General features: G+C 32.3%; 18 protein-coding genes and 1 pseudogene. 14 read left to right on the top strand and 5 right to left on the bottom strand.

Annotated features, from left to right (window positions below; translation table 11 throughout):
- Positions 1 to 55: 55 nt before the first annotated feature.
- Together cydB and ACM55I_RS10555 are read right to left on the bottom strand one after the other, a co-directional pair.
- A complete protein-coding gene (gene cydB, locus ACM55I_RS10560; protein WP_416846743.1) occupies positions 56 to 1,132 on the bottom strand; it encodes a cytochrome d ubiquinol oxidase subunit II in 1,077 nt (358 codons plus the stop codon).
- A 3-nt stretch (positions 1,133 to 1,135) separates the two neighbouring features.
- Positions 1,136 to 2,465: pseudogene (locus tag ACM55I_RS10555) on the bottom strand (cytochrome ubiquinol oxidase subunit I).
- A gap of 222 nt (positions 2,466 to 2,687) precedes the next feature.
- Here ACM55I_RS10555 and ACM55I_RS10550 point away from each other — a divergent pair.
- The 5 genes from ACM55I_RS10550 (at position 2,688) to ACM55I_RS10530 (ending at position 6,459) form a co-directional block, all read left to right on the top strand.
- A complete protein-coding gene (locus ACM55I_RS10550; RefSeq protein WP_416846742.1) occupies positions 2,688 to 4,103 on the top strand; it encodes an MBL fold metallo-hydrolase in 1,416 nt (471 codons plus the stop codon).
- 26 nt (positions 4,104 to 4,129) lie between these two features.
- Complete coding sequence (locus ACM55I_RS10545) at positions 4,130 to 4,963, top strand: methyltransferase (RefSeq protein ID WP_416846740.1); 834 nt, start codon at positions 4,130 to 4,132, stop codon at positions 4,961 to 4,963.
- Positions 4,964 to 4,993: 30 nt separating this feature from the next.
- Complete coding sequence (locus ACM55I_RS10540) at positions 4,994 to 5,200, top strand: hypothetical protein (protein ID WP_416846739.1); 207 nt, start codon at positions 4,994 to 4,996, stop codon at positions 5,198 to 5,200.
- Positions 5,193 to 5,495, top strand: a complete 303-nt coding sequence (gene trxA / locus ACM55I_RS10535; RefSeq protein ID WP_416846738.1) for a thioredoxin — start codon at positions 5,193 to 5,195, stop codon at positions 5,493 to 5,495. The genes ACM55I_RS10540 and trxA overlap by 8 nt, the downstream gene beginning before the upstream one ends.
- Positions 5,496 to 5,712: 217 nt before the next feature.
- Positions 5,713 to 6,459 carry an LOG family protein gene (locus ACM55I_RS10530; protein WP_416846737.1) on the top strand — a complete coding sequence of 249 codons (747 nt, stop codon included), beginning with the start codon at positions 5,713 to 5,715 and terminating at the stop codon, positions 6,457 to 6,459.
- A 62-nt stretch (positions 6,460 to 6,521) separates the two neighbouring features.
- Here ACM55I_RS10530 and ACM55I_RS10525 read toward each other — a convergent pair whose 3' ends face one another.
- From ACM55I_RS10525 to ACM55I_RS10515, 3 genes are all read right to left on the bottom strand, one after another.
- Positions 6,522 to 8,666: an ATP-binding protein gene (locus tag ACM55I_RS10525; protein ID WP_416846736.1), complete on the bottom strand. Its 2,145-nt coding sequence runs from the start codon at positions 8,664 to 8,666 to the stop codon at positions 6,522 to 6,524.
- Positions 8,667 to 8,748: 82 nt separating this feature from the next.
- Positions 8,749 to 12,069, bottom strand: a complete 3,321-nt coding sequence (locus ACM55I_RS10520; protein ID WP_416846735.1) for a chemotaxis protein CheB — start codon at positions 12,067 to 12,069, stop codon at positions 8,749 to 8,751.
- Between the two features lie 438 nt (positions 12,070 to 12,507).
- Positions 12,508 to 18,549: a PAS domain S-box protein gene (locus ACM55I_RS10515; RefSeq protein WP_416846734.1), complete on the bottom strand. Its 6,042-nt coding sequence runs from the start codon at positions 18,547 to 18,549 to the stop codon at positions 12,508 to 12,510.
- Positions 18,550 to 19,036: 487 nt separating this feature from the next.
- Between ACM55I_RS10515 and ACM55I_RS10510 the strand changes: the two genes are divergently transcribed.
- From ACM55I_RS10510 to ACM55I_RS10470, 9 genes are all read left to right on the top strand, one after another.
- Positions 19,037 to 19,489 (top strand): MarR family winged helix-turn-helix transcriptional regulator, encoded by a 453-nt coding sequence (locus ACM55I_RS10510; RefSeq protein ID WP_416846733.1) that lies wholly within the window; start codon positions 19,037 to 19,039, stop codon positions 19,487 to 19,489.
- Positions 19,490 to 19,502: 13 nt separating this feature from the next.
- Positions 19,503 to 20,135 carry an NAD(P)H-dependent oxidoreductase gene (locus ACM55I_RS10505; protein WP_416846732.1) on the top strand — a complete coding sequence of 211 codons (633 nt, stop codon included), beginning with the start codon at positions 19,503 to 19,505 and terminating at the stop codon, positions 20,133 to 20,135.
- A 45-nt stretch (positions 20,136 to 20,180) separates the two neighbouring features.
- Entirely contained in the window at positions 20,181 to 20,747 is a 567-nt protein-coding gene (locus ACM55I_RS10500) for a YceI family protein (protein ID WP_416846730.1), read from the top strand.
- A 283-nt stretch (positions 20,748 to 21,030) separates the two neighbouring features.
- The gene (locus tag ACM55I_RS10495; RefSeq protein WP_416846729.1) at positions 21,031 to 21,597 is read left to right on the top strand and encodes a YceI family protein; all 567 of its coding nucleotides are present in this window, start codon (positions 21,031 to 21,033) and stop codon (positions 21,595 to 21,597) included.
- A 273-nt stretch (positions 21,598 to 21,870) separates the two neighbouring features.
- Positions 21,871 to 23,271 carry an anthranilate synthase component I family protein gene (locus ACM55I_RS10490; RefSeq protein WP_416846728.1) on the top strand — a complete coding sequence of 467 codons (1,401 nt, stop codon included), beginning with the start codon at positions 21,871 to 21,873 and terminating at the stop codon, positions 23,269 to 23,271.
- A gap of 137 nt (positions 23,272 to 23,408) precedes the next feature.
- Complete coding sequence (locus tag ACM55I_RS10485; RefSeq protein ID WP_039109680.1) at positions 23,409 to 23,975, top strand: anthranilate synthase component II; 567 nt, start codon at positions 23,409 to 23,411, stop codon at positions 23,973 to 23,975.
- A gap of 55 nt (positions 23,976 to 24,030) precedes the next feature.
- A complete protein-coding gene (locus ACM55I_RS10480; protein WP_416846727.1) occupies positions 24,031 to 24,438 on the top strand; it encodes a GNAT family N-acetyltransferase in 408 nt (135 codons plus the stop codon).
- A 127-nt stretch (positions 24,439 to 24,565) separates the two neighbouring features.
- The gene (gene trpD / locus ACM55I_RS10475; RefSeq protein WP_416846726.1) at positions 24,566 to 25,558 is read left to right on the top strand and encodes an anthranilate phosphoribosyltransferase; all 993 of its coding nucleotides are present in this window, start codon (positions 24,566 to 24,568) and stop codon (positions 25,556 to 25,558) included.
- A gap of 13 nt (positions 25,559 to 25,571) precedes the next feature.
- Positions 25,572 to 25,940: a four helix bundle protein gene (locus ACM55I_RS10470; protein WP_416846725.1), complete on the top strand. Its 369-nt coding sequence runs from the start codon at positions 25,572 to 25,574 to the stop codon at positions 25,938 to 25,940.
- Positions 25,941 to 25,976: the final 36 nt, after the last annotated feature.

Below are 25,976 nucleotides of genomic sequence, written 5' to 3'. Positions count from 1 at the left end.
AACAAAAAAGTATCCCGAGTTGGAATACTTTTTATTTTTTAATTTGAATATCATGCTAATGCTCTCCATACCCAATATCATCCATTTTACCGCTAAAAACTTTATACTGAATTGTAAAGTACCCAATAACTAATGCTAAAGCGATAACAAACCAATACACGCCTACTGATAATCCATATTCTCCAGCAGCAGTATTATAAATAGTCAATGACGGATTTACGGCATTGGTCGAAGGCAGTACATTCGGGAAAATAGAAGCCGTTGTTGCGGCAAATCCTCCTACGAGAAACATACTGGAGAACAAAAATCCATGTCCGTCTTTTTTAAATGTTTTTACTTTAAACAAACCAAAAATACCTATAAATGCAATCAATGGAAATATCCAAAGAAATGGATTTTCAACAAAATTGTGAAACGGTTGGGGTTCGATTCGGTGCCAAATTAATAATGAAATAATGACCAATCCCAATAACACAAAATTGAGTTTAAAAACCACCTCTTTCAATTTTGCATTCAAGGAAGAATTCGTTTTATAAATAATCCAATTGGCACCATGAATCGTCAGCGTAACAGCACTAACCACACCTAAAAATAAGGTAAACCAATCTATAATTCCCAATTGATCTGCTTTTGGACTAAAAGTTGGATTCCACAAAGGCAAAAAGAAAAAATGGGCTTCCTGTGTTGAAACCCCATTTTCTACCATTCCCAAATTTACACCGCGTACAATATTCCCCAAAGCCACTCCAAAAAATATCGCTAATAATAAACTCGCAATCCCAAAGGCTTTATCCCAAATAACTTCCCACATAGGATGATGAATTTGACCACGCAATTCCAAACCTACAGCCCTAAAGATAAGCAACCATAAAATCATCATCAAAGGCAAATAAAATCCACTGAATGAAGAGGCATACAACGTAGGAAAAGCAAAAAACAAAACCCCGCCCGCAGCAATTAACCATACTTCGTTTGCATCCCAAAATGGGCCAATGGCGCTGGTTATTGCTTTTTTATCTTTCTCTGTTTTAGCAAAAAACAAATGAATAATTCCCGCTCCAAAATCATAACCATCCAGCACAATATAAACGGCCAAAATTCCCATTAAAACGACATACCAAAAGAATTCCATACTTTATTTATTTTCTGTTTGAGGTCCTTTATTTATAATTTTTCCCACCAAGAGTAAAAACAACATGCCTAATAAGAGATACAATCCTATAAATCCAAGCAAGGTAAACAACGTATTTCCCGAGGAAACTGTCGGAGAAGCACCTTCGGCAGTGCGCAATAAATTATATACTAACCAAGGCTGTCTTCCTAATTCCGCAGTATACCATCCTGTTGTATTCGCAATGTATGGAAATGGGAGCATAAAAAGCAGCGACCACAAAATCCATTTGGTTTCAAATAATTTTTTTCGAATGAGCTGAAAAACCGCAAAACCCATTAATCCGATGAAAACTGTTCCGAGCCCAACCATAATATGATACGCATAGTACAATCCTGAAATATTAGTAGGATGATTTTCTTCTTTAAATTGATCTAACCCTTTAATTTCTTCATGCCAGTTCCCATAAGTCAAAAAACTCAAAATGTTAGGTACGGCGATCTTGTTATCTAATTTCTTGTCTTTTACGTCAGGTTGACCGATCAAAACAATTTCGGAACCCTCTTTTTCACTGTGAAAAATTCCTTCCATAGCCGCAAAAGTAACGGGTTGGTATTTTACGACATTCTTGGCTAATAAATCTCCGGTGGGAACCGCAACGATAAGGCTTGAGGCCAATCCAAAAATCACTCCCGTTTTCACAAATAATTTCCCAAAGGCCACATTCTTTTTACTCAAAATATAAAAAGCGCCAATCCCAGCCACAACAAAAGAACTGGTTACCAGTGAAGCGGCCTGGTTGTGAAAATAAGAAGGCCACAACCAAGGGTTTGTAAATAGCGCTGCAAAGTTATTCAGGACAAATTTACCATTGGCTAAAATTTCATAGCCTACTGGATATTGCATCCAGGAATGCGTGGCAATGATTAAAAATCCACTGGCCCAAGAACCTATAAAATGAGTAATCCGGTAACAAAATGCCATTTATGCCCTAGTAATTTTTCTCCAAATAAAAACAAACCTAAAAAAGAGGATTCCAAAAAGAACGAAAACATGCCTTCCATGGCCAAAGTTTGTCCAATAATTCCTCCGGTTAACTCCGAAAACTTGGCCCAATTGGTTCCAAACTGAAACTCCATCGGAATTCCTGTTACCACGCCCATCGCAAAATTAAGTGCAAAGATTTTCATCCAAAAATGGGTAGCCTGATTGTACTGTTCGTTTTGGGTACGCAAAACTTCCATTTGAAATAAATAATAATTAAGGAAAGTCCCATTGTCAATTGCGGAAACAAGTAGTGAAAGGTAATCGTAAATGCAAATTGCATTCGGTCGTAAAAAAGCATTTCTTCCATTCAAATATATTTTAGCAGCGGTTTTGCAAATTTACCCTTTATAAGTAACATTTCTTTTACAGAAACCAACTTTATTCTCTCAAATTCATTAAATTTTAATATAGAAATACAGCGAATACTATTGGCTCCTTTTTTGCTACAATTAAAAAAACTTGTGTAACTTTAGTCACCAATTTTTCTTAAAAACAGAAGTACCTTTGTACAGTAAAAAAAATTGTAATCATGCAAATTGAACAAATATATACGGGTTGTTTAGCACAAGGCGCTTACTACATTACTTCAAATGGCGAAGCGGCTATAATTGATCCGCTTCGTGAAATTCAACCTTATTTAGACCGACTGGAACGCGATCAGGTACAACTGAAATACATTTTTGAAACCCATTTTCATGCTGATTTTGTTTCCGGGCACGTTGATTTAAGCAGAGAAACCGGCGCCCCGATTGTTTATGGTCCCAATGCAAAATGTGAATTTGAATGTGTTTCTGCTACAGATGGACAGGAATTCGCCATTGGAAACATCAAAATAAAAGCATTGCACACACCAGGACATACCATGGAAAGCACGACCTTTTTATTGATTGATGAAAACGGTAAAGATTATGCTATTTTCTCTGGAGACACGTTATTTATTGGTGATGTGGGAAGACCGGATTTAGCCCAAAAAGCGGCACACATGACTCAGGAACAATTAGCTGCTACATTATTTCATTCGTTAAGAGACAAAGTGATGACTTTGGCTGACGATGTTATTGTATATCCGGCTCACGGTGCAGGAAGTGCCTGCGGTAAAAATATGAGTAAAGAAACGGTATCGACTATTGGCAACCAAAAAGCAACTAATTATGCTTTGAGAGCGGATATGACCGAAGCCGAGTTTGTACAGGAAGTAACCGAAGGTTTATTGCCGCCTCCAGCCTATTTTGGGATGAATGTAGCCATGAATAAAAAAGGATATGAAAGTTTCGAAAATGTATTACACTTGGGAATGCGCGCTTTATCGGTAACTGAATTTGAAGCCGCTGCCGAAGAAACCGGAGCCTTAATTTTAGACACTCGAAAAAGCACTGATTTTGCCAAAGGATTTATTCCTCAATCTATAAATATTGGAATTGATGGCGATTTTGCTCCTTGGGTGGGCGCTTTAGTTGCCGATGTCAAACAACCAATACTAATCGTTTCCGAAGAAGGACAAGAAGAAGAAACCGTTACGCGCTTGAGTCGCGTGGGTTTTGATAACTTAATCGGTCATCTGGATGGTGGTTTTAATGCTTGGGCAAAAGCGGGAAAAGAAATGGACACCGTAAATAGAATTACAGCCGAACAATTTGCCAAAGAAGTAAAAATTGGCGAAAGCAAAGTAATTGATATCCGTAAAGAAAGTGAATATTGTGCGGAACATGTTGAAGAAGCGTTTAGCAAGCCATTAGCAACTATCAATGATTGGATTAAAGACATTAATCCAAAAGAACATTTTTATTTGCATTGTGCCGGTGGTTATCGCAGTATGATTGCAGCTTCCATATTAGAAGCACGCGGTTTTAGAAATTTTACTGAAATTGAAGGCGGTTTTAATGCTATTGCAAAAACAAATTTGCCAAAAACAGATTTCGTTTGCCAAAGCAAAGTTTTGAAATAAAAGAAATGCTATAAAAAAAACAAATTATGGAAGATATAAAATGTTGTGTCGTTTCGTGTGAAAAACCGCTTGACGCAGCGTACTGGGAAGCCCAGTACAAAACCAAAGCCACCGGTTGGGATTTAGGTAAAATATCCCCTCCTTTAAAAACCTTTATAGATACAATAGAAAATAAAAACATCGCTATTTTGATTCCCGGTTGTGGGAACAGTTATGAAGCTGAATATCTTTTGGAACACGATTTTACGAACATTACCGTTATAGATATTGCGCCAACACCGGTTGCTGATTTAAAAGAGAAGTTCAAAAATAATTCCAATATCCAAATCATATTAGGTGATTTTTTTGAACATCAGGGAAAATATGATTTGATTATGGAACAGACTTTTTTCTGTGCTTTGCCTCCTACCCTACGTCAAAAATACGCTTGGAAAATGCATCAACTTTTGGCTGATGAAGGAAAACTGGCAGGATTATTATTTAATAGACCATTTGAAGTAAGCCCTCCTTTTGGCGGAAGTAAAGAAGAATATGAGGCACTTTTCGCAGCTGCTTTTGAATTTTTGAAAATGGATTTAAGTCTAAATTCGATTGCACCAAGAGCGAATTCGGAATTATTTTTCGAATTAAAAAAGAACAACAAAGTCAAAGTTAATCTTTATGAATTTGAAGGGATTACTTGCAGCGGTTGTATGGAATCTGTAACAAAAAAATTTGCTGCAATAGACGGAATATTGAATGTAAGTATGAGCAGTGATTTTGCGGAAGTACTAATTGTAAGTAAAAATGAAATTGCAGTCGGAGAATTACAAAATGCAATTTCTTATGATGAAAAGTATCAAATTAAAAAAATAAGTTAGTCATACAAGTTCGCTTTTTTCAAAAATAAAATGAAAGAATTATTATTTACAAATTGGCATATTATACGCTTAGTTCGTCTAGCGTTTGCCTTATTTTTATTTGCTCAAGCCTATATATTGCACGAATGGCTGATTATTGCCTTTGGGTTATTTTTCTTCATTCAAGTACTATTTAATTTAGGTTGTAGTTCTAATGGTTGTATTATTTCAAACAATAAATACAGTAAAGATGAGTAATTTCGGCAGTATTATCAAATCAGAAAAGCCAGTTTTAATAGACTTTTTTGCAACATGGTGCGGACCATGCAAAATGCTTAGTCCCATTTTAAGAGAAGTAAAAGACAGTTTAGGGGACCGTGTTTCAATCATTAAAATTGATGTAGACAAAAACCAACAAATAGCGTCTCAATACCAAGTACGAGGTGTTCCTACAATGATTTTATTTCAAAACGGAAAACAATTATGGAGACAATCCGGTGTATTGACTAAAGAAGAAATAATTAAAACGATTATAGAAAAAAGTAATGCATGAGTAAAGAATAAATAAATTTCATTCCTTTACATAAGTAATTATTAAAATTTAATGTCGTATTTTAATAAAGCTCTTAATTTTTTGCCACAGATTTCAAAGATTCGCACAGATTAATTCGTTACGTAGCTTTAAAAATCTTTTTAATCCTTCTAATCTGTGGCAATTTTTTTTTAAAATAATTGCGACTATATCTTTCTTGCTACTTAACTTTAGCAATATGAAAAAATTTCCTCAATACTACAGGCTTTCACAATCCGAATCTTTATTTGTTAGAGAACCATTATCTCGATTTAAAAACTTAGTTTTCTTATGTAAAGTCCTTTATAACTTTGTTAATGCATTTCGTAAAATGCATTTTATTGGTCCTTGCGTAACCGTTTTTGGCTCTGCTCGTTTTGGTCCTGAAACTACTCATTATAAAGATGCTGTAAAAATTGGTGCTAAGCTGGCCAAGCTTGGATTTACAGTAATGACTGGCGGTGGTCCCGGAATAATGGAAGCCGCAAATAAAGGCGCTTATGAAGCCGGCGGCTACTCTGTAGGCTGTAATATTGTTCTTACTGTAGAGCAAAAACCCAATCCTTATCTCCACAAATGGATTTATATCCCTTACTTTTTTGTTAGGAAAGTAATCCTGATAAAATACTCTTATGCGTTTGTTGTAATGCCAGGAGGAATTGGCACTTTGGATGAATTATTTGAAGCGTTAACGTTAATTCAAAATAAAATAATCAACAATTTCCCGATAGTAATTTATGATAAAAAATACCATGAAGAGCTGATTCATCATATCCAAATAATGTCTGAAAACGAAAGCATTAGCCCTGAGGACATGAAACTTTTATTTGTGACTGATTCAGTTGAAGAATTAATAGCGCACATAAAAAAACATGCAATCAAACAATTTGGTTTAAAAAAACAACCTTATAAATACAAATGGTGGTTTGGAGAAAGAAGAAAATAATAAAAACCTTAATTAAATTTATACTAAAATTTTCCTTCTCTATTTTATACACTGCTCAATAATTATTTATCCAACCACTTGTGCAGAATTAATTCTAAATTTGATTTAACTATTGGTTTAGAAATATAATCATTCATTCCAGATTCTAAACATTTTTCTTTTTCTCCTAATAACATTCCAGCGGTTAGGGCAATTATCGGAATGTTTTTTGCTTTTTTTAATTTTCTGATTTCAGCAGTTGTTTCATATCCATTTTTTATTGGCATTTGTATGTCCATTAAAATAAGGTCCAATTGCTCTTTTTTGAATAATTTTATTCCTTCAATTCCATTAGAAGCTTCAAATATTATACAATTAGGAACTATTTTTTTTAGAAGGGTTTTTATTAAAAGTAAGTTAATATTATTATCCTCAACAATTAATATTTTAGTAATTTTCAAGATTTCACTGGAAGAAAATTCCTTTTCTGCATTTAAATTATTTTCAATATTGCTTAATTCTATTTCGTGTTTTGACTTTTCAAGCTCAACGGTAAAGAAAAAATCACTTCCATGCCCATAATTGCTAATTAGTTCTAATTTACTATTCATTAGACCTAAAAGTTGATTTGAGATTGTTAATCCAAGACCTGTTCCCCCAAATTGACGTGTTATTGAATTATCCTCCTGCACAAAAGACTGGAATATTTTTTCTTGATTTTGATGTTTTATGCCAATTCCTGTATCTTTTACAGAAAAATTTATGGCTCCTTTGTTTTTTATGGTATTTGATTTATCATAAATATCTAACTGAATTTGCCCTTCTTTTGTGAATTTTAATGCGTTGCCAATTAAATTTACTAATATCTGTTTCAATCGTACGGAATCAGCAAATACATAGTGAGGTACATTTGTGTCTATATTTAAAACTAAATCAATATTTTTCAAAGTTGCCTGATATTTAAAAAGATCTATAACTTGATGAGTCAATTCAAAAAGATCAATTTCTTCTATATTTAATTCTAATTTTCCGGATTCTATTTTCGAAAAATCTAAAATATTGTTTACTATATCGGCTAATATTGTTGCCGACTCTTTTACCGTATTCATGTATTCCAACTGATTTTCGTCAAGGTTTGACTTCATTAACAAATCAGTAAAACCTATTATTCCGTTCAATGGTGTTCTAATTTCATGACTCATATTCATCAAGAAATTTGACTTTGCTTTATTTGCCGCTTCAGCTTGATTTTTTGCTTTTGTCAATTCAATTTCCAACATTTTCATTTCCGTAATCTCAATAAAACTGGTAACCACTTCCGTTATTTCACTATGATTATCAAAAACAGGAAATCCATTTAATAAAAGCCATATTGTTCTTGTATTATCAGGTCTTTTAATCCCCATGATAAAGTTTTTGATTGATTTTTTCTGTCTAATAATCTGGCTTACAGGATAATTTTCAATTGGTAAAGGATTATAATTTTCATCAATAAATCTCCATACCGGATTAATTGCAACTTTTCCCTTCATTTGATTGGTACTCAAACCTATCAATTCAGATGCCTTAGGATTAGATAAAATAATAGAAGTATCTAAAGCATAAACTATAATACCAACATCAATATTATTTAATAATCCACGATATCTCTCCTCACTGTCCCTAAGTGCTGATTCCGCTAATTTAAGTTGCGTAATATCTGCAACAGAAATAAGCGCAAGTTCCCTATCTTCGGTCACTACACCAGTTAGATAAACATCAGTGATACAAGTACTTCCTAATAATAATTTAATTTCACAGCATTCTTTAACAGTGCTATTAAATACATTCTCTAAAAAAAGATTAAGAACAGGTTTTGTATCATTAGAAACAAAAAATCCAAACTGGCTCCCTATTAATCGAGACCTTTCTTTGCCTAACATTTGGGATCCCGTTAGGTTAAGTGTTGTCACTTTCCCAGATTTTGTTAATGTAAAATAGCCCGATGGTGCAAAATCATATAAATTAGTATATTTTTCAATAGCAACTTCTGCCTGTTCTTTAGCAAGTATCAATTCTTCATTCTGCATTTCAAGTTCGATTTGATGCACTTCAAATTCATGAATGAGTTTTAACGTATCGGCCTCAGAAAGATTTGAATCTAACTTTAAGTCTTTCTTTTTTTGCAATTCCTCTGCTTTTTCCCTAAGAATTACCATGGCTTCTGATTTATTCTCTGTTTTTCTCATAATTCCCAACATTGTTAAATATTGCCATTTGTACTATATAGAATTGGAAAACTATTAATCGTATATTTTTTATTTCTCTCTTTTAGTTTAAACTTGGGATTTCATGAATAAAACATTGAATTACTTTTTTACTTCCTACACGATAAACTGTACTGTTGAAATCAATTTTTATTTTTCTTGCATCCGCTATTTCAATTTCGACAGCATGATAATGAATAAATTCCTTTTTATTAAATTCTTTGAATTTTTCCATATTCGGAATAATATTTTTCAAAGATTCAATTTGCCAAATTTCTTTTCCAATACATTTTTCTTTTGATAAACCTAACAAATCAGTAGAATATGGGTTTATATCTGTTATCCTTCCGGTTTCAGAATCCAGAAATAAAATCCCTTCTTTTACAGATTCAAAAAGATGCCTAAACCTATTTTCTAAAGCGACTAATGCGTCTTGAACTATTACACGATCAGAAATATCACGAATAATACATTGCATCACTTTTATATTATTTACTAAGGATACGTTACTTACAAACTCAACATTTATTTTTTTCTCCTTAGCCGTTTCAAGCGGCAAATTTTCATACCGGACAAATTCCTTTTTTTGCAATTCTAAAAATTTATCTTTATTGGCCACTATATCTTTCAAAGAGCCTATTTCCCAAATAGATTTTTCAATAAACTGATCATGTGTATAGCCTAACATTTCAACCAAATAAGGATTCACATCCATAATCATCCCCGTTTCTGAATTAAGAATCAGAATTCCATCTTTTGCTGATTCAAAGAGACGACGGTACCGATTTTCCATTTTTAATGATTCTTCGGCTTGTTTTGCTATTGTAATATCTGTGAAAGTAATCACAAGCCCGTCAATTCTGTCATCCAAAGTACGATAGGGCATTATTCTTACGTAATAATAACGGCCATCATTAGTTGCAACTTCTTTTTGAATAGAAGATAATGTTCTAATTACTTCTAATGCGTTACTTCTCATATCCGGGTAATTCAAATCACAAACTAAATCTGTGAAAGGTCTTCCCGTATCCGTTGCTCTTAATTTAAAAATTTTAGTTACCGGATCCGTAAATCTGCGTATGTTTAATTCCTTATCTAAAAAAAGAGTCGCTATTTCAGTGCTATTGAGCAGGTTTTTCATGTCATTGTTTGCCTGTTCAAAATCAACTAATTTACTTTGAAGTTCTGCATTAACTGTTTGCAATTCTTCATTTAAACTTTGTAACTCTTCTTTAGATGTTGTTAGTTCTTCATTAGTTGACTGTAGTTCCTCATTAGTCGACTGTAATTCTTCATTAGTCGATTTCAGTTCTTCTTGCGAGGTTTGCATCTCTTCACGAGTACTGTTCAAATCTTCTTTACAACGTATCAGCTCAGCTTCTAATTCTTTTTGTTTACCGGAAACACTTTGTTTTTTTTCTTTTAAAGTATTGGCATTTGACTCCAAAAATCCTGATAAATCGCTGAATACCAACATAATCATTCCTTTTAAAGCATCCGGACTTTCAATTTGTTGGAGTGTTAAATTTACAAAATATTTACTCCCGTTTTCAACTATTTTTACATTTTCGATTTTTACAGGATCAAAGCTTTGCAATGCTTTACGAAAAGCAGCTGGTAGCTCATTTCTCAATCCTTCACGAGCCATTGCATGTATATTCCAATTAGCTTTACCAGCAACAGGCTCTAAATATTTTCCTGTTCTACCCGTAATATAAATAATATCCCCTTTATTATTAACTAATATGCTTGCAGGTGAAAAACGCTGAAGTAAAATTTGATCTGCAAGGATTTGTATGTTTTCAACAACCTTAGTTTCTTTCATTATATCAGTAGTTAATCTTTTAATTTGGGAAAAAGAACTTGGAAAATTAGTAAATTCAGGAATTACTGATTTTGAAGTTCGCTTAAAAATTTTTAATTTGGAATCAATTATATCAAATCCTTTAATACTGCTTCCTATAGTCTCTGCTGTTCCCAGCACCATAATCCCTCCCGGATTAAGACTATAATTAAACAACATTATTAATTTATTTTGCAATTGCGGCTCCATATATATCAGCATATTTCGGCAAGTCAATAGGTCTAATTTAGTAAAAGGAGGGTCTTTTATCACATCATGAGGGGCAAATACAATCATTTCCCTAATGAAAGTATTCACACGGTAACCTGATTTTTCAGTATAAAAAAATTTATTAATTCGCTCTGGAGACACCTCTTTTTCTATATCAGATAAAAAGAACCCTTTTCTAGCTTTTTCTATAGCAACTATATCTAAATCTGTGGCAAAAATCTGGAGTTTAATATTTTTATGCCTTCCAATTTTTTCTATAACTTCTTCAAAAATTATTGCCAAAGAATAGGCTTCTTCTCCTGTTGAGCAGGCTGGAACCCAAGCTCGAATAGTATATCCATTCGGTATTTCTTTCAACAGATTAGGAATAATTTCTTCTTTGAGTTTTTCCCAAACAGCCGTATCTCTAAAAAAATTGGTTACACCAATTAATAATTCTTTAAAAAGTAATTCAACCTCTTTTGGATTTTCTTGTAAAAAACGGACATACGTTTGAATATTATCGATTTGATGAATTGCTTTTCTTCTTTCGATACGACGCATCAATGTATTTTTTTTATACATCGAAAAATCATGTCCGGATTGTTCACGCAGCAAAATGATAATTTTATCGATGCTACTTTTGCTTTTAACATATACCTCAGAATCTGTATTTATCTTTGGAAAGTATTTTAATAACGCAATCACTTTAGCTGGTAATTCTTCTGCAGGAGCAACAATATCAGGAATTACAGCTTCAATTGCGTTTCGTGGCATACTATCAAATTTTGCCGAAGCAGGTTCTTGAACAAGTACAAATCCATTATTTTCTTTAATTACTTTCAATCCGTCGCTGCCATCAGATCCCATTCCAGAAAAAATGATTCCAATACTTTTTTCCTTTCGGTCCAGAGCCAAAGAGCGGAAAAAAATATCAATCGGTAATCGTAAACCTCTAGATTCAAGTGGTTCAAACAAATGCAGTTTCCCTTTTAGAATTGACAAACTTTTATTAGGTGGAATTACATAAACTGAATTTGGTTTTACTTTAAGTGTATCAGTTGCTTGAAAGACCTTCATTTGTGTCATTCTTTGAAGCAACTCTGGCATTATCCCAACATGTGTAGGATCGAGATGTTGAATAACCACAAATGCCATACCACTGTTATTTGGCATTTTTTCAAAAAACAATTCTAATGCCTCAAGACCTCCGGCAGAAGCTCCAATACCTATAACTGGAAAATCAGTATTATCTGCCTCAGGCAAGATTGAATTTGATTTCAAATCTAAAACTTTGTCTTCCCCCAGACTGATTTGATTTTTGTTTATCATCACGAAATTAGAATTTGCTACAACTTTTATTTATTGGGTCGGATTTCTTTCATCCTCTATTATCCCTTTATTTCAGAAATATTTGTGTGGCTAAATTAATATGTTATTGCTGATTTTATAGCTTTTTATAAAAACAAAACCATTAAAATACGACTAGTCTTACTCAACCAAACCAGCATTATTTAACAGTTGACTAAGCTTTTTCAAAAAAAATATATCAATCTAATACTAAGTAAAATATTTCATCTATATTAAATTGGGTTTTTTACTACTATTAATTAGACATTTAGCTAAACTTAGACATAATCAATGTTAAATTTAGTAAAAAAAAACTTTTTTTACAAATAAATTAAATTCAAAATCATAAAACAAACTGAGCCTACAAACAAAAAAAGTGATTAAATTAATAATCATTTTTTAAAATTTCAAAAAAATAAATTATTTTTTATGCAACCATTTGTTCAGCATTTTTTCCAAATCAGTTTGAATAATTGGCTTTGGTAAATAATCATTCATCCCTGCTTCCAGGCATTTTTCTTTATCACCTACCATTATTCCTGCAGTTATAGCAATTATTGGAATGTTTTCAGAATTTTTCAGTCCCCTTATTTCTTCAGTTGCCTCATATCCATTTTTATTAGGCATTTGAATATCCATTAAAATAACATCAGGTTGTTCTTTTATATATTGTTCTATAGCCTCATTCCCATCCTTAGCCTCAAAAATAATACAATTAGAGACTATCCTTTTCACTAGGGTTTTTGCTAAAAGCATATTAATTTTATTATCCTCAACAATTAAAATCTTTTTATCGCTTAAAGTATCTGTGAGAATAATCGAATCCTTGTTAATTGTATTAGAAAGTACTGAATCTATATGTTTTTTATGGATTGACTTTTTAAATTTAATGACGAAGAAAAAATCACTTCCGTCACCATATTTACTAATTAATTGCAATTTACTGTCCATCAATGCCAAAAGTTGATTTGAAATAGCCAAACCTAATCCCGTTCCTCCAAATTTTCGATTCGTAGAATTATCTTCTTGTACAAAAGAATTAAATATTTTTTCATTATTATCTCCTTTTATACCTATCCCTGTATCTTTTACTGAAAACTTTATAGTTGACCAATTTTTATCAGAAGGAGAAACTTCATCTATGTCCAAACGTATTTCTCCAAAACTGGTAAACTTTATGGCATTACTCAATAGATTTACTATTATTTGTTTCAATCTTACGGAATCCGCAAGAATATATTGTGGGACTTTTTCATCTATATGAAGTGTAAGATCAATCTTTTTTTGATTGGCTTGATACTTAAACAAATCAATAACCTGATTTGTTAATTTGAAAAGGTTAATTTCTTCTATATCCAACTCTAATTTCCCAGATTCTATTTTAGAAAAATCTAATACATCATTGACAATTTCCATTAATGAAGTTGCTGATTCATTAACTGTAGTCATATACTCTGCCTGATTCTTTTTTAGATCTGACTTCATTAACAAATGAGTAAACCCAATTATTCCGTTTAACGGAGTCCTAATCTCGTGACTCATATTCGCAAGAAAATCAGTCTTGGCTTTATTAGCCGCTTCGGCCTGTTCTTTAGCTTTGACTAACTCCATTTCCATCATTTTTTGTTCTGTAACGTCAATGAAACTAATTACAATTTCAAATATTTCACCATTAGAATCAATTTCAGGAAAGCCATTAATTAAGAGCCATACCACATCATTCGTTTCCGGTCTATTTACGCCAAGTCTGAAATTTTTAATTGCTTGTTTATTATTCACAATTTGGTTTACCGGATATTTTTCAATTGGCATAACAGAATTATCTTCATTCAAAAATTCCCAAGCCGAATCAACAACCGTTTTCCCTTTCATTTGACTATCAGTCAATCCTAATAATTCTGATGCTTTTTGATTATTTACAATAATGGATGTATCCGGAGCATGAACCACTATTCCAGCATCAAGATTGTGTATTAGACCACGGTATCTTTCTTCACTTTTTAGGAGTGCATAATCTGATTGTTTGGCACTGGTAATATCACGTGATAAACAAATGAAATGTATATCATGTTCTTCGCTTTCTTGCATAGGTGCTATTGAAAGTTCAAACCAATGTAAGCCATCCGGTAATTGCAAAGAATATTGTCTCCCTGTAGAAAATCCTTTTTCAGCAGCTTCGCATATTGCTGACAACCCTAAATTTGCAGCATCCGGTGGCAATACTTCTGAAAATGTTTTACCAAGGAACAGTTCTGCCGGCAATGCTAATAAATCATCTCTACGGGAATGATAGTTATAAATTCTACCTTCTATATCAACTTCAAACAGTAAATCAGGAATTGCTTCTAATACAGCCTCCAATTTTTTGTGCATTTTCTTAAACTCGTCTTCGCTTTGTTTGCGTTCACTTACATTTCGCACTATTGCTACGATACGTTTATCAACAAGCATTTTAGCAGTAATTTCTACAAAAATCAACGATTTATCCTTATGTAACATATTACGCTCAATTAGGGTTTGCTGACCACTAAGTAATTCTTTTATCATAATGGGCCTCAAGGTGAGTTCATCAACGGTAAATAAATCAGTTAATTTTTTTGTACAAAGTTCTTCTTTGGTATAACCAAGCATCATACATGCACTTTCATTTACTTCGAGTAAATTCCCTGAAACATCGTTAATAAAAATAGCATCTGAGGCTTGCTCTATAAGGCTGCGATATTTTTCTTCACTATTAACAAGTTGTTCTTTAATATTTCTCAATTCAGTAATTTCAGTCATAGAGCCAACAAAACGTTTTGCTATTCCTGATTTATCTCTTATGATAACTGCACGGTCATAAAAATATCCGTAACTTCCATCCCCTTTTTGAAAACGAAATTCATCTGACCATATATTAGCAGTCCCTGCATACGTTTCTTCAAGTTTATTAATAACTCTTTCCTTATCATCCGGGTGAAGTCTAGATCTCCATATTGCTTTATTATTAATTGTACTTGATTCATTACTGTTACCAAAATTAAAAAGCTCTATAAATGCTTTATTATTCCAACTGTACCCAGTCAATAAATCTACTTCAGCTAAAGCATCATTTGTAGCAACTGCAATTCTCTCAAATCGCTCATTGGTACTTTTAATTTGTTCCTCAGCTTTTTTGATGTCCGTTAAATCTAAGCCCATTCCTAATATGCATTTTTCACCTTCATATTCTATGGCAAGTGAATTTATATAGTAAGGAATTTTATTTTTTATTTTGGTGTAAAATTCGATTTCAATTCCCGGCAATTTATTTTCAAATCGTTTTGATTTATTTCCTAATACAGTCTTTATTCTTATTCTAACCTTTTCTTTTTCTTCTTTATCAAAGAAATCAAGTGGATTCATTTGGGCAACCTCCTCTTTATTATAACCCGTTACATCTTCAAAATTTTTGTTCCATTTCACAAACTTACCGGATTCATCATAGAGATAAAAAACACCCGGAAGATTATTAATTATTGTTTCTGAAAGTTGTTTTTCTTTTAAAATTATATCTCCAGCAATTTTACGTTCTGTAATATCAGTAATTGTGCCTATATAACCCACAATCTGATTTTTTACATTTTTCTCAGGAATAGCTTGCCCCATTACCCAAGAAACTGAACCGTCCGAACGAACAAAACGATATTCTGACAAGGAGATTTCCTGATTATAAGTTGCATTTTCCCATCCATTAAACAATATTTTTTTATCATCATCATGGACAGCTGCAAGCCAACCATTGCCTAATGCTTTCTCATGGGTTAAACCTGAAATTTGACTCCAACGGGGATTAACATAGGTGGTGAGCCCATTTAGATCCGTACGAAAAATTCCTACTGGTGAAACTTCAGTAAGTGTATGATAGCGTTGTTCACTTTCAATAACCGCTTCTTCTGCTTTTTTCCGTAAAGCTTCCTTTTCAAAAATCTCTAGCGCAAAAGCTACATCATCCGTTGCCTCTTCTAAGAGTGCTATTTCCTCTGCATCAAAAAAGTTTTTCTCATTGGCATAAAAAGAAAAAATCCCAATTACTTTTCCGAATTTTCTTATTGGCAATGCCATTAAAGACAAATATTCCCTATCTAATGCTTCTTCTCTCCATGGTAGCATCATTAAATCGTTTTCAATATCATTGCAAACTACATATCTGTCTTCTCTAATTGCTGTACCACCGGGCCCTCTTCCTTCTGATATATTATTATTAATTGAAATCGTTTTAATAACCGAAAGATACGCTCTATCTTCACCGGCTATCATCACAGGAATAATATTTTTAGTATCTTCATTAATCATTCCAATCCATGCCATTCTAAACTTTCCTAAGTCAACAGCAATAGTACAGGCCTCTTTAAAAAGAGTTAGTTCATCAGTTGTACGAACAATCATCTGATTTATTTGGCTAATAAATAAATAAAGCCGATTCGCTTTAATAAGTTTTTGTTCAGCCACCACCCTTTCGGTGATATCAGTAATTATTCCATGACAAATCACAGTTCCTTCTGGTTCAACTACTGGCAAAGAGTTCATTTCGTGCCATACCAATCCTTTTATTGGGTGCTTGTAACGGTATATACCTTTGAGAGGTACTAACTTAGACTTGGTTTCAACGATGCTCTGCATTACAAAATCTAAATCATCCGGATAAATCAATGAAAAAATGGTATTGGCATCATATTCAATTTCTTCATAAGTAAATCCGTAAATTTCTTCAACAGCATTACTGGCATAAGGGTAGCATAAAGACCCATCTTTATTTTGACGCATCGAATAAATTAGACCCGGAGAAGTTGCTGCAATTTTAATAAACTTATCTCTTTCTACTCTCAGTAATTCTGATGCTTTTTTACTTTCAGTAACATCTCTTAAATTAGTTATAACACCTCTTATTTCAGGATCATGAAACATATTATTGATAACGCCTTCCATCGAGATATAATATCCTCCTTTATGCCTTACCCTCAGCGAAACAGGAAAAGGAAATCCAGGATTAGCCAAAGCTTTTTTCATTATTTGTTGGATATTTTCTACTTCATCTGGATGTATGTATTCTCTGGTAGAAATTTTCTCAAATTCTTCATGAGTCCATCCGGTAATTCGTGCTGCCGAAGAACTGCGGAAAATCGTATTTAAATTTTCATCAATTAAAGAGACAATACCTTCATTATTTTCTAACATAGCTCGAAAACGTTTTTCGTTTTGGGCAATTTTGTCTAGTGTCTTTTTACTTTCAGTAATATCTTTTGCAAAACCTAAAAACCTATTTTCCGAAAGTTTCACAGCTTCCACTGACCACCATCTAATTTCTCCTTTTTTATGAATCGCTTTAATTTCTTTTTTTGCTATTCCATTATTCAAAAGATTTCGGAATTCCTTAAAGTAATCCTCTACAGATTCTACATAAGATAAATCCCCAAACTTCATTGTTAATAATTCCTCCCTTGAGTAACCGGTCAATAGTGTTGCTGCATCATTTACATCTAGGTAATTTCCTTTTTCATCCAAGACAAAAACCCCATCTGGCGCATTTTCTATATAATTCTTAAACTTAGCATTACTTTTTTCTTCTATTACTTTTAGTTTATAATCAATTTCCGCTTGCTCTTTTGCTTTAACTGTTTTCTCAATTTGTTTTTTCAAACTAACATCTTGAGTATTACCCCTGATTCCAAATACATTCCCATTATCATCTAATAACGGAAAAATAGTTTGGTTAAACCACTTTACTTTTTTGTTTAAAAAAGTAGCCTTTTGTTCCATTTCAAAAGGTTTTTTGTTGATTCTTAATTGCGCTATTTTTTCTTGAAATAACGCTTTGTCTTCATTAGAGAAATTACTTAAATATTCTTGGAATAAATCTTGATTCTTCTTTTTTTTAATTTCAAAAATAGCATACAATTCATTAGACCAAAATATTTCTTTAGTGTTAAAATTGAATTCCCAAGTGCCCATTTTGGCGTTTTTTTGAGCATCGTTTAGTAAGTTTTCACTTTTAATTAATTTTTCTTGGGTATTTCTTATCTCTGAAATATCTTTTCCTATTGCATAAATATTTCCAGAAGAAATACTATTTGCAGTCCATTGAATAGTAACAAATTCACCATTCTTTTTTAGGAATCTATTCTCATAATTTATTGAAGGTACACCTGTAGAAAGTTTTTCAATCTCTTTTAATGATCTTTCAAGATCATCAGGGTGCAAAAGATGGAGTAACGAATTGTTAAGTAATTCTTTTTTTGAATATCCCAAAATTGCAACAAAAGCAGGATTTATCTCTTTGAAAAAAGTATCAACTCCAACAATACATACTAAATCACTAGACTCTTCAATAAAAAACTTAAAACTAGCTAATGATTCTGCTTTTTTTTGTAATCGATCTACCTCTATCTCCTTTTCTTTCAACTTATTGAGCAGATCGTTATATGTAGCTTTCTCTTCTTTCATTCCCTTAAAATTCAAATATTAATCAATACTATTACAACTCTTAAATGTAATAAAAATACCCTAACAAATTAATATATTATTTAACAACGATTTACATTACATCTTTTTATAAATAACAATTAAAATCAATCACTTTAGCAAATGTGACATTAGGTACTGACTGCGCATTTTTTCGCATAAAATCCGGGATAAAGATTTCAAATCAGCATCAAGGAGTAATCCATCAAAAACTAAAAATTTCGCAACAAGAATTGAAATGTATGCCCATAGCACTACATAAAATACAGCAGATGATTTAAATTTTCTTATAAATAAAGATATAACAACAACTATCAATATTTTTTTTCAAACACTTTATAACATTAATTATTTTAAAATCAATACTTTACAACAACTTAAAATTATTTTAACAAAAAAATAACTAACACTTGTATATACAAATATAAAAAGTGTTACATTTGTATCGACAAATGAGATACAAAAAGGCATGAAAATTGAAGATGAAATAAAAAGTACAGTGGAATTGGACATTTCAAAAAAAATTGCCCTGAATATTTTATATACTCAAAATGTTATCACAGATAATTTTAATGAGGTATTGAAGCCATATGATATATCCGGAGAACAATATAATGTATTACGAATATTAAGAGGGCAAAAAGGGAATCCGGCAAATATGTGTTTAATACAGGAACGTATGTTAGCCCGAACGAGTAACACCACTCGATTAGTCGATAAATTATTATTGAAAAATTTTGTTACTCGAAATGTTTGTCCTGAAAACAGAAGAAAAATTGAAGTTCAAATTACTCAAAAAGGATTAGACATTTTAACTGAATTAGATCCTAAAGTAATAGAACACGACCAATTATTTTCGAAAAAATTAAATGCCGAAGAATTAAAGCAATTAAATTATTTATTAGAAAAATACAGAAATTAAATACATTAAAATTATGAATACTTTTTTAGAAAATCAAAATTGGAGATACGCAACAAAGAAATTTGATGCTTCCAAAAAAATAACAACAGAAGATTTAAATACTTTAAAAGAAGCCATTCGTTTGAGTTCATCTTCTTATGGATTACAACCTTATAAAGTAATAATCGTTGAAAATCCAGAATTAAGAGCTAAAATTCAACCAGCTGCTTGGGGACAATCTCAAATTGTTGAGGCTTCTCACCTAATCATTTTTGCAAATCAAACTAACGTTGACGACACAACAATTGATAGTTATTTGAAAAATATTAGTGAAACAAGAAATACTCCAATTGAGGCTTTGTCTGGTTATGGCGATTTTATGAAATCTAAAATTTCTACATTAGAAACTGAGCTTAAAAACATTTGGACTGCAAAACAAACCTATTTAGCCTTAGGGAATTTATTGAATGCCGCAGCTGAACTAAAAATTGATGCTACTCCTATGGAAGGTTTTGTTCCAGCTCAAGTGAACGAAATATTAGGTTTAGACAAATTAGGACTGAATGCAACATTGATTGCAACACTTGGTTATAGACACGAAGAAGATGCTACACAGCATTACAAAAAAGTTAGAAAATCACAAGAAGACTTATTCATCACATTATAATTACTAATTCAAAATTAAATATTAATCCAAAATCAAATTAAAAAAATGAAAAATTTAAAATCAATTGCATTAGCATTAGTGGTAGTTTTATCTACAGTATCAATTTCAGCACAAACTAAAAAAGTTGATGCTACAAAAAGCACAATCCACTGGGTTGGTAAAAAAGTAACTGGACAACATGAAGGAACAGTAAACCTTAAAGATGGTAAATTAGTCTTCAAAGGAAAAAAATTAGCTGGTGGTCTTTTTAATGTTGATATGACATCATTAACCTCAACTGATCTTACTGGAGAATACCTTGGAAAATTAAACGGTCACTTGAAATCAGAAGATTTCTTTGGAACTGAAAAATTCCCAACTTCAACTTTAGTTTTCAAAAAAGTAGTTGCTAAATCTGCAAATGTATATACTGTAACAGGTGATTTAACTATCAAAGGAAAAACTAATTCTATTACTTTTGATCTAGCTACAACTGCTAATTCAGCTACAACTGCATTGAAAATTGACAGAACAAAATATGATATTAAATATGGTTCAGGTAGTTTCTTTGACAATTTAGGAGACAAAGCTATTTCTGACGAATTTGAATTAACTGTTGCTTTGAAATTCTAATATTTTTTCAAAATAATATGACAGACCCCAACAAGTAATTGTTGGGGTTTCTTTTTACAATCAAATGAATTTTTCATGATAATCAGCAGTAAAATTTCAAAAGATATTGGAATGTGTGAATTCATTTATTAATAATTTTCAACACTAAAATTAACAGTATACGCAACTAATATATTCCCTATCAGTACTCTAAAGTTGAAAATGATTTTTGTAACTTTGAAAGTAACTAAATTTTAAAACAATTTATTTACTCTACATTGGGTTTTAACTTAAATAAATCATTATGAAAAATCTAAAAAAAATTGGCCTCATTTTACTAGTCCTTTTTACCGTAATAAAGGCAGAAGGACAAACGAATAAAATTGATGTTTCTAAAAGCATCATTAATTGGGTAGGAAAGAAAATAACTGGTCAGCATGAAGGTACAATAAAACTAAAAGATGGGTATATTATTTTCAAAAATAATAAAGTGGTTGGAGGCGATTTTAATGCAGATATGAGATCACTATCAAATACAGATCAAACTGGAAAATCAAAAATAAAACTGGAAGGCCATTTAAAATCAGATGATTTTTTTGGAATCGACAATTATAATACTTCAAATTTAATTTTCAAAACTATTGGCGATAAAGGCAATAACGTTTATGCTGTCACTGCTGATTTAACCATAAAAGGAGTTACTAATCCTGTAAAATTTGATTTAATTGTAAAAGGAAATACAGCAACTGCCACTTTGAAAATTGACCGAACAAAATATGATATAAAATACGGCTCCGGCAGTTATTTTGATGATTTGGGAGACAAAACAATTTACGATGAATTTGAATTAAATGTTGATTTAGTATTTTAGGTAAAATTTATTTAACAAAAAAGAATAAAATTTAATATTTTTTTTAGTTTTTTATTTTTGAATAATCGAAATTCATTTATATATTTGTCACAACACAAAAATGATGAAAACAACAATAAACAATATTTGGTGGTGGAACAATTTACGTCAATCGTCGTGAACTAAGCTTCCTATAGTATTATTAAACTATAAATATGAAAGGCTTGTCATCACGACAGGCCTTTTTTTTGTGCCAATTTTATCACTATCACACAACTCTAAAAATTATACAAATTGAAACCTTTTATACTAAATACAAATTACAAGCAAATCCTTGCAGATACTATTACTCCGGTAAGTGTGTATCTCAAAATTCGTGATAAATTCCCAAATAGTTTACTACTGGAAAGTAGTGATTACCACGGAAATGACAACAGCTTTTCTTATATCTGTTGCAATCCGATTGCTTCTATAAAAATAGAAAATGAAATTATCTACAAAACCTTTCCTGACGGCAGTTTTGAAAAAATTAATATTGACAAAACTACCGATATTCCACAGGTAATTCAAGAGTTTTCAGGTCAGTTCAAATCAGAGAAGAATGATTTTAAATTCATCAATAATGGTTTGTTTGGTTACATTTCGTATGATGCAGTTCGTTATTTCGAAAAAGTAATGATTGCTAAAAAAGACAATAGCATTTCTATTCCTGATGTTTATTATGCAGTCTACCAAAACATTATTGCTATTAATCATTTCAAAAATGAAGCGTATATTTTCTGTCACAGTTTAGACGGAAGAAATAACATTTCAGAAATCGAACAATTATTACAATCCCGAAATATTGCTTCTTATAAATTCGCTAAAAAAGGAGATGGTTTTTCTAATTTGACAGACGACGAATTTAAGCATAATGTGGCTTTGGCCAAAAAGCATTGTTTCCGTGGGGATGTATTCCAATTAGTTTTATCCAGAAGATTTACCCAAGGCTTTAAAGGTGATGAATTCAATGTATACAGAGCATTGCGAAGCATCAATCCTTCCCCTTATTTATTCTTTTTTGATTACGGGGATTTTAAAATATTTGGCTCTTCGCCAGAAGCCCAAATTATTGTAAAAGATCGTAAAGCCGAAATTCATCCTATCGCAGGAACTTTCAAAAGAACTGGTGACGACGAAAAAGATGCCATACTCGCCAAAGAATTATCTGTAGATAAAAAAGAAAACAGCGAGCATGTAATGTTGGTAGATTTGGCTAGAAATGATTTAAGTCGAAATGGACATAATGTGAATGTCGAAAAATATAGAGAAGTACAGTTTTTCTCGCATGTTATTCACTTAGTTTCTAAGGTAACAGGACATTTGCACCCAAGCGCAACAACCATGCAAGTCGTAGCCGATACTTTTCCGGCAGGAACATTAAGCGGTGCGCCAAAACACAGAGCGATGCAACTCATCGAAGATTACGAGAAAACCAATAGAACTTTTTATGGTGGCGCTATCGGTTTTATGGATTTTGAAGGTAATTTTAATCATGCGATTATGATTCGTACTTTCCTAAGTAAAAATCACCAATTGCATTGTCAGGCCGGAGCTGGAATTATAGCCAGCTCTGATGAAGAAAGCGAAATGCAGGAAGTATATAATAAATTGAGAGCATTAAATGCCGCTCTGGATTTAGCAGAAACAATTTAAATCCCCGACCCTCCCCGAAGGGAAGGGAGCCAAATCTAAAAAATTAGCAACTTATGAAGTTGCAAATAAAATAATAATTAAAAACCCTATTTACCCCAATAGGTACTCCCCTCCTTCGGAGGGGTTGGGGGAGAAAAATGAAAAAAATACTAGTCATAGACAATTACGATAGTTTCACTTATAATTTGGTGCATTATCTGGAAGATTTAGATTGCGAAGTAACCGTTTACAGAAACGATGAATTTGATATTGATGAAATTGCAGTTTTTGATAAAATTCTACTTTCTCCCGGACCTGGTATTCCAGATGAAGCAGGATTATTGAAAGAAGTCATTAAAAAATATGGCCCAACAAAAAGTATCTTTGGTGTATGCTTAGGACAACAAGCGATAGGCGAAGTTTATGGAGGAACGCTTTCGAATTTAGATAAAGTATATCATGGTGTAGCAACGATGGTAAAAACAGTAGTAGATGATGAACTTTTATTCGAAGGATTAGGAAATGAATTTGAAGTGGGACGTTATCATTCTTGGGTGGTGGACACCAATTTGCCTGATGTTCTGGAAGCGACTTCATTTGATGAAAATGGGCAGGTGATGTCGTTACGTCACAAAACGTACGATGTGCGCGGTGTACAATTTCATCCGGAAAGTGTGTTGACTCCAAACGGGAAAAAGATTTTGGAGAATTGGATAAAATCTTAGAGACGTTGCACTGCAACGTCTGTACACAGTTGTATTTTTCAATAAAAAAAACAAAATGACAATTATAATTTCCGAAACAAAAGATTTAAAAATTGAAGATGTAATAGCGCTTTATAAAGCAAACGAATGGAGTTCAGCGGACAAACCAGAACAATTGTTTAATGGTCTTTTGAATTCAGATACTTTAATTACTGCTTGGGAAAATAAAAAATTAGTTGGACTGGGAAATGCTATTTCTGATGGATATTTAGTCGTTTATTACCCACATCTGTTAGTTCATCCAGACTATCAAGGAAAAGGAATTGGCAAGATGATTTTTGATAAAATGCAAGAGAAATATAATGACTTTCACATGCAAATGCTAACCGCAGATGGAAAAGCGATAGATTTCTATAAAAAGAATGGTTTTGAACGCGCTGGACAAACAGAACCGATGTGGATTTATAAAGGAAATGAACATTAAAAAAAGTAGACAGTTTTCAGTATTTAGTTAGCAGTCAGTACTACACTTTAGTTTAAGATTAAATTAATTAAAACCCTATTTACCCCAATAGGAGCTCCCCTCCTTCGGAGGGGCTGGGGGAGGAAAAATGAAAAACATATTAAACAGATTAATCAATCACGAAATCCTTTCGCAAGAAGAAGCAAAAAACGTATTGGTAAATATCTCCAACGGAAGTTATAACACCAGTCAGATTGCTTCTTTTCTTACCGTTTATATGATGCGAAGCATTAGTATAGAAGAGCTTGCCGGTTTTCGTGAAGCGTTGTTGGAACTGTGTATCCGTGTGGATTTAACAGCCTACAATACCATCGATTTATGCGGAACAGGCGGTGATGGAAAAGACACTTTTAATATTTCAACCTTGGCTTCTTTTGTGGCTGCAGGTGCAGGAATAAAAGTGGCGAAACACGGAAATTATGGGGTTTCTTCTATTTCTGGTTCCAGTAATGTGATGGAAAAAATGGGAATCAAGTTCAGTAATGACACTGATTTTCTGGAAAAATGTATTGACAAGGCGGGAATTTGTGTTTTGCACGCACCATTATTTCACCCTGCAATGAAAAATGTAGGTCCAATTCGGAAAGAATTGGCTGTTAAAACCTTCTTCAATATGTTGGGACCAATGGTAAACCCTTCGTTTCCAAAAAATCAATTGGTCGGTGTTTTCAATTTAGAAATGGCCAGAATGTATGCCTATTTGTACCAAAATACAACTACTAATTTTACCATCTTACATTCGCTTGACGGCTATGACGAAGTTTCCTTGACAGGACCTACAAAAACGATTACCAGTTCGATGGAAGGAATGCTAAATCCAGAAGATTTTGGTGTTCGTCTTTTATCACAAAGCGAAATCGAAGGTGGAAAAACCATCGAAGAATCTGCTCAAATATTTACGAATATCATTTCAGGAAAAGGAACCGAAGCCCAAAATAATGTGGTTTGTGCCAATGCTGCAATGGCAATTGCGACCGTTACAAAATGTTCTCCTTTAGAAGGATTTCAAATAGCAAAAGAAAGTTTATTTTCTGGTAAAGGACTTGTAGCTTTGAACAAATTGAAAGATTTAAGCATTTAAAGATTTAAAGATTATGACAAAATCGTTTGAAGAGTTTGATGTTTATAAAAAAGGAATTGTATTAGCAAAATTGATTTTTGAATTATTAAATACTAAAATCTTTGAAAAAGAATTTGGTTTTAAAGATCAAATAAAAAGAGCAGTTATTTCAATAACCAATAATATTGCCGAAGGTTCCGAATATAACAACAACAAACAACTCATTAGATATTTGAAAATCTCAAAGGGAAGTTGCGCAGAAGTTAGAAGTATGCTAATATTATCTCGGGAACTTGGCTTTTGTTCTCAAACAGAAATTGAAGAAAGCTATAAAATAAGTATAGAGATATCTCAAAACTTATCCAATTTCATTAAATACTTAAGTACTAAAATCAAAGACTAATTTTATTCAGATTGGAATTTTTCAATCTTTAAATTT

This window comes from Flavobacterium algoris, assembly GCF_048158525.1.
GTDB classification, from domain to species: Bacteria; Bacteroidota; Bacteroidia; order Flavobacteriales; family Flavobacteriaceae; genus Flavobacterium; species Flavobacterium algoris.
Note: the sequence above shows the minus strand (reverse complement) of the source record. Positions and strands in the feature narration are given on the sequence as shown.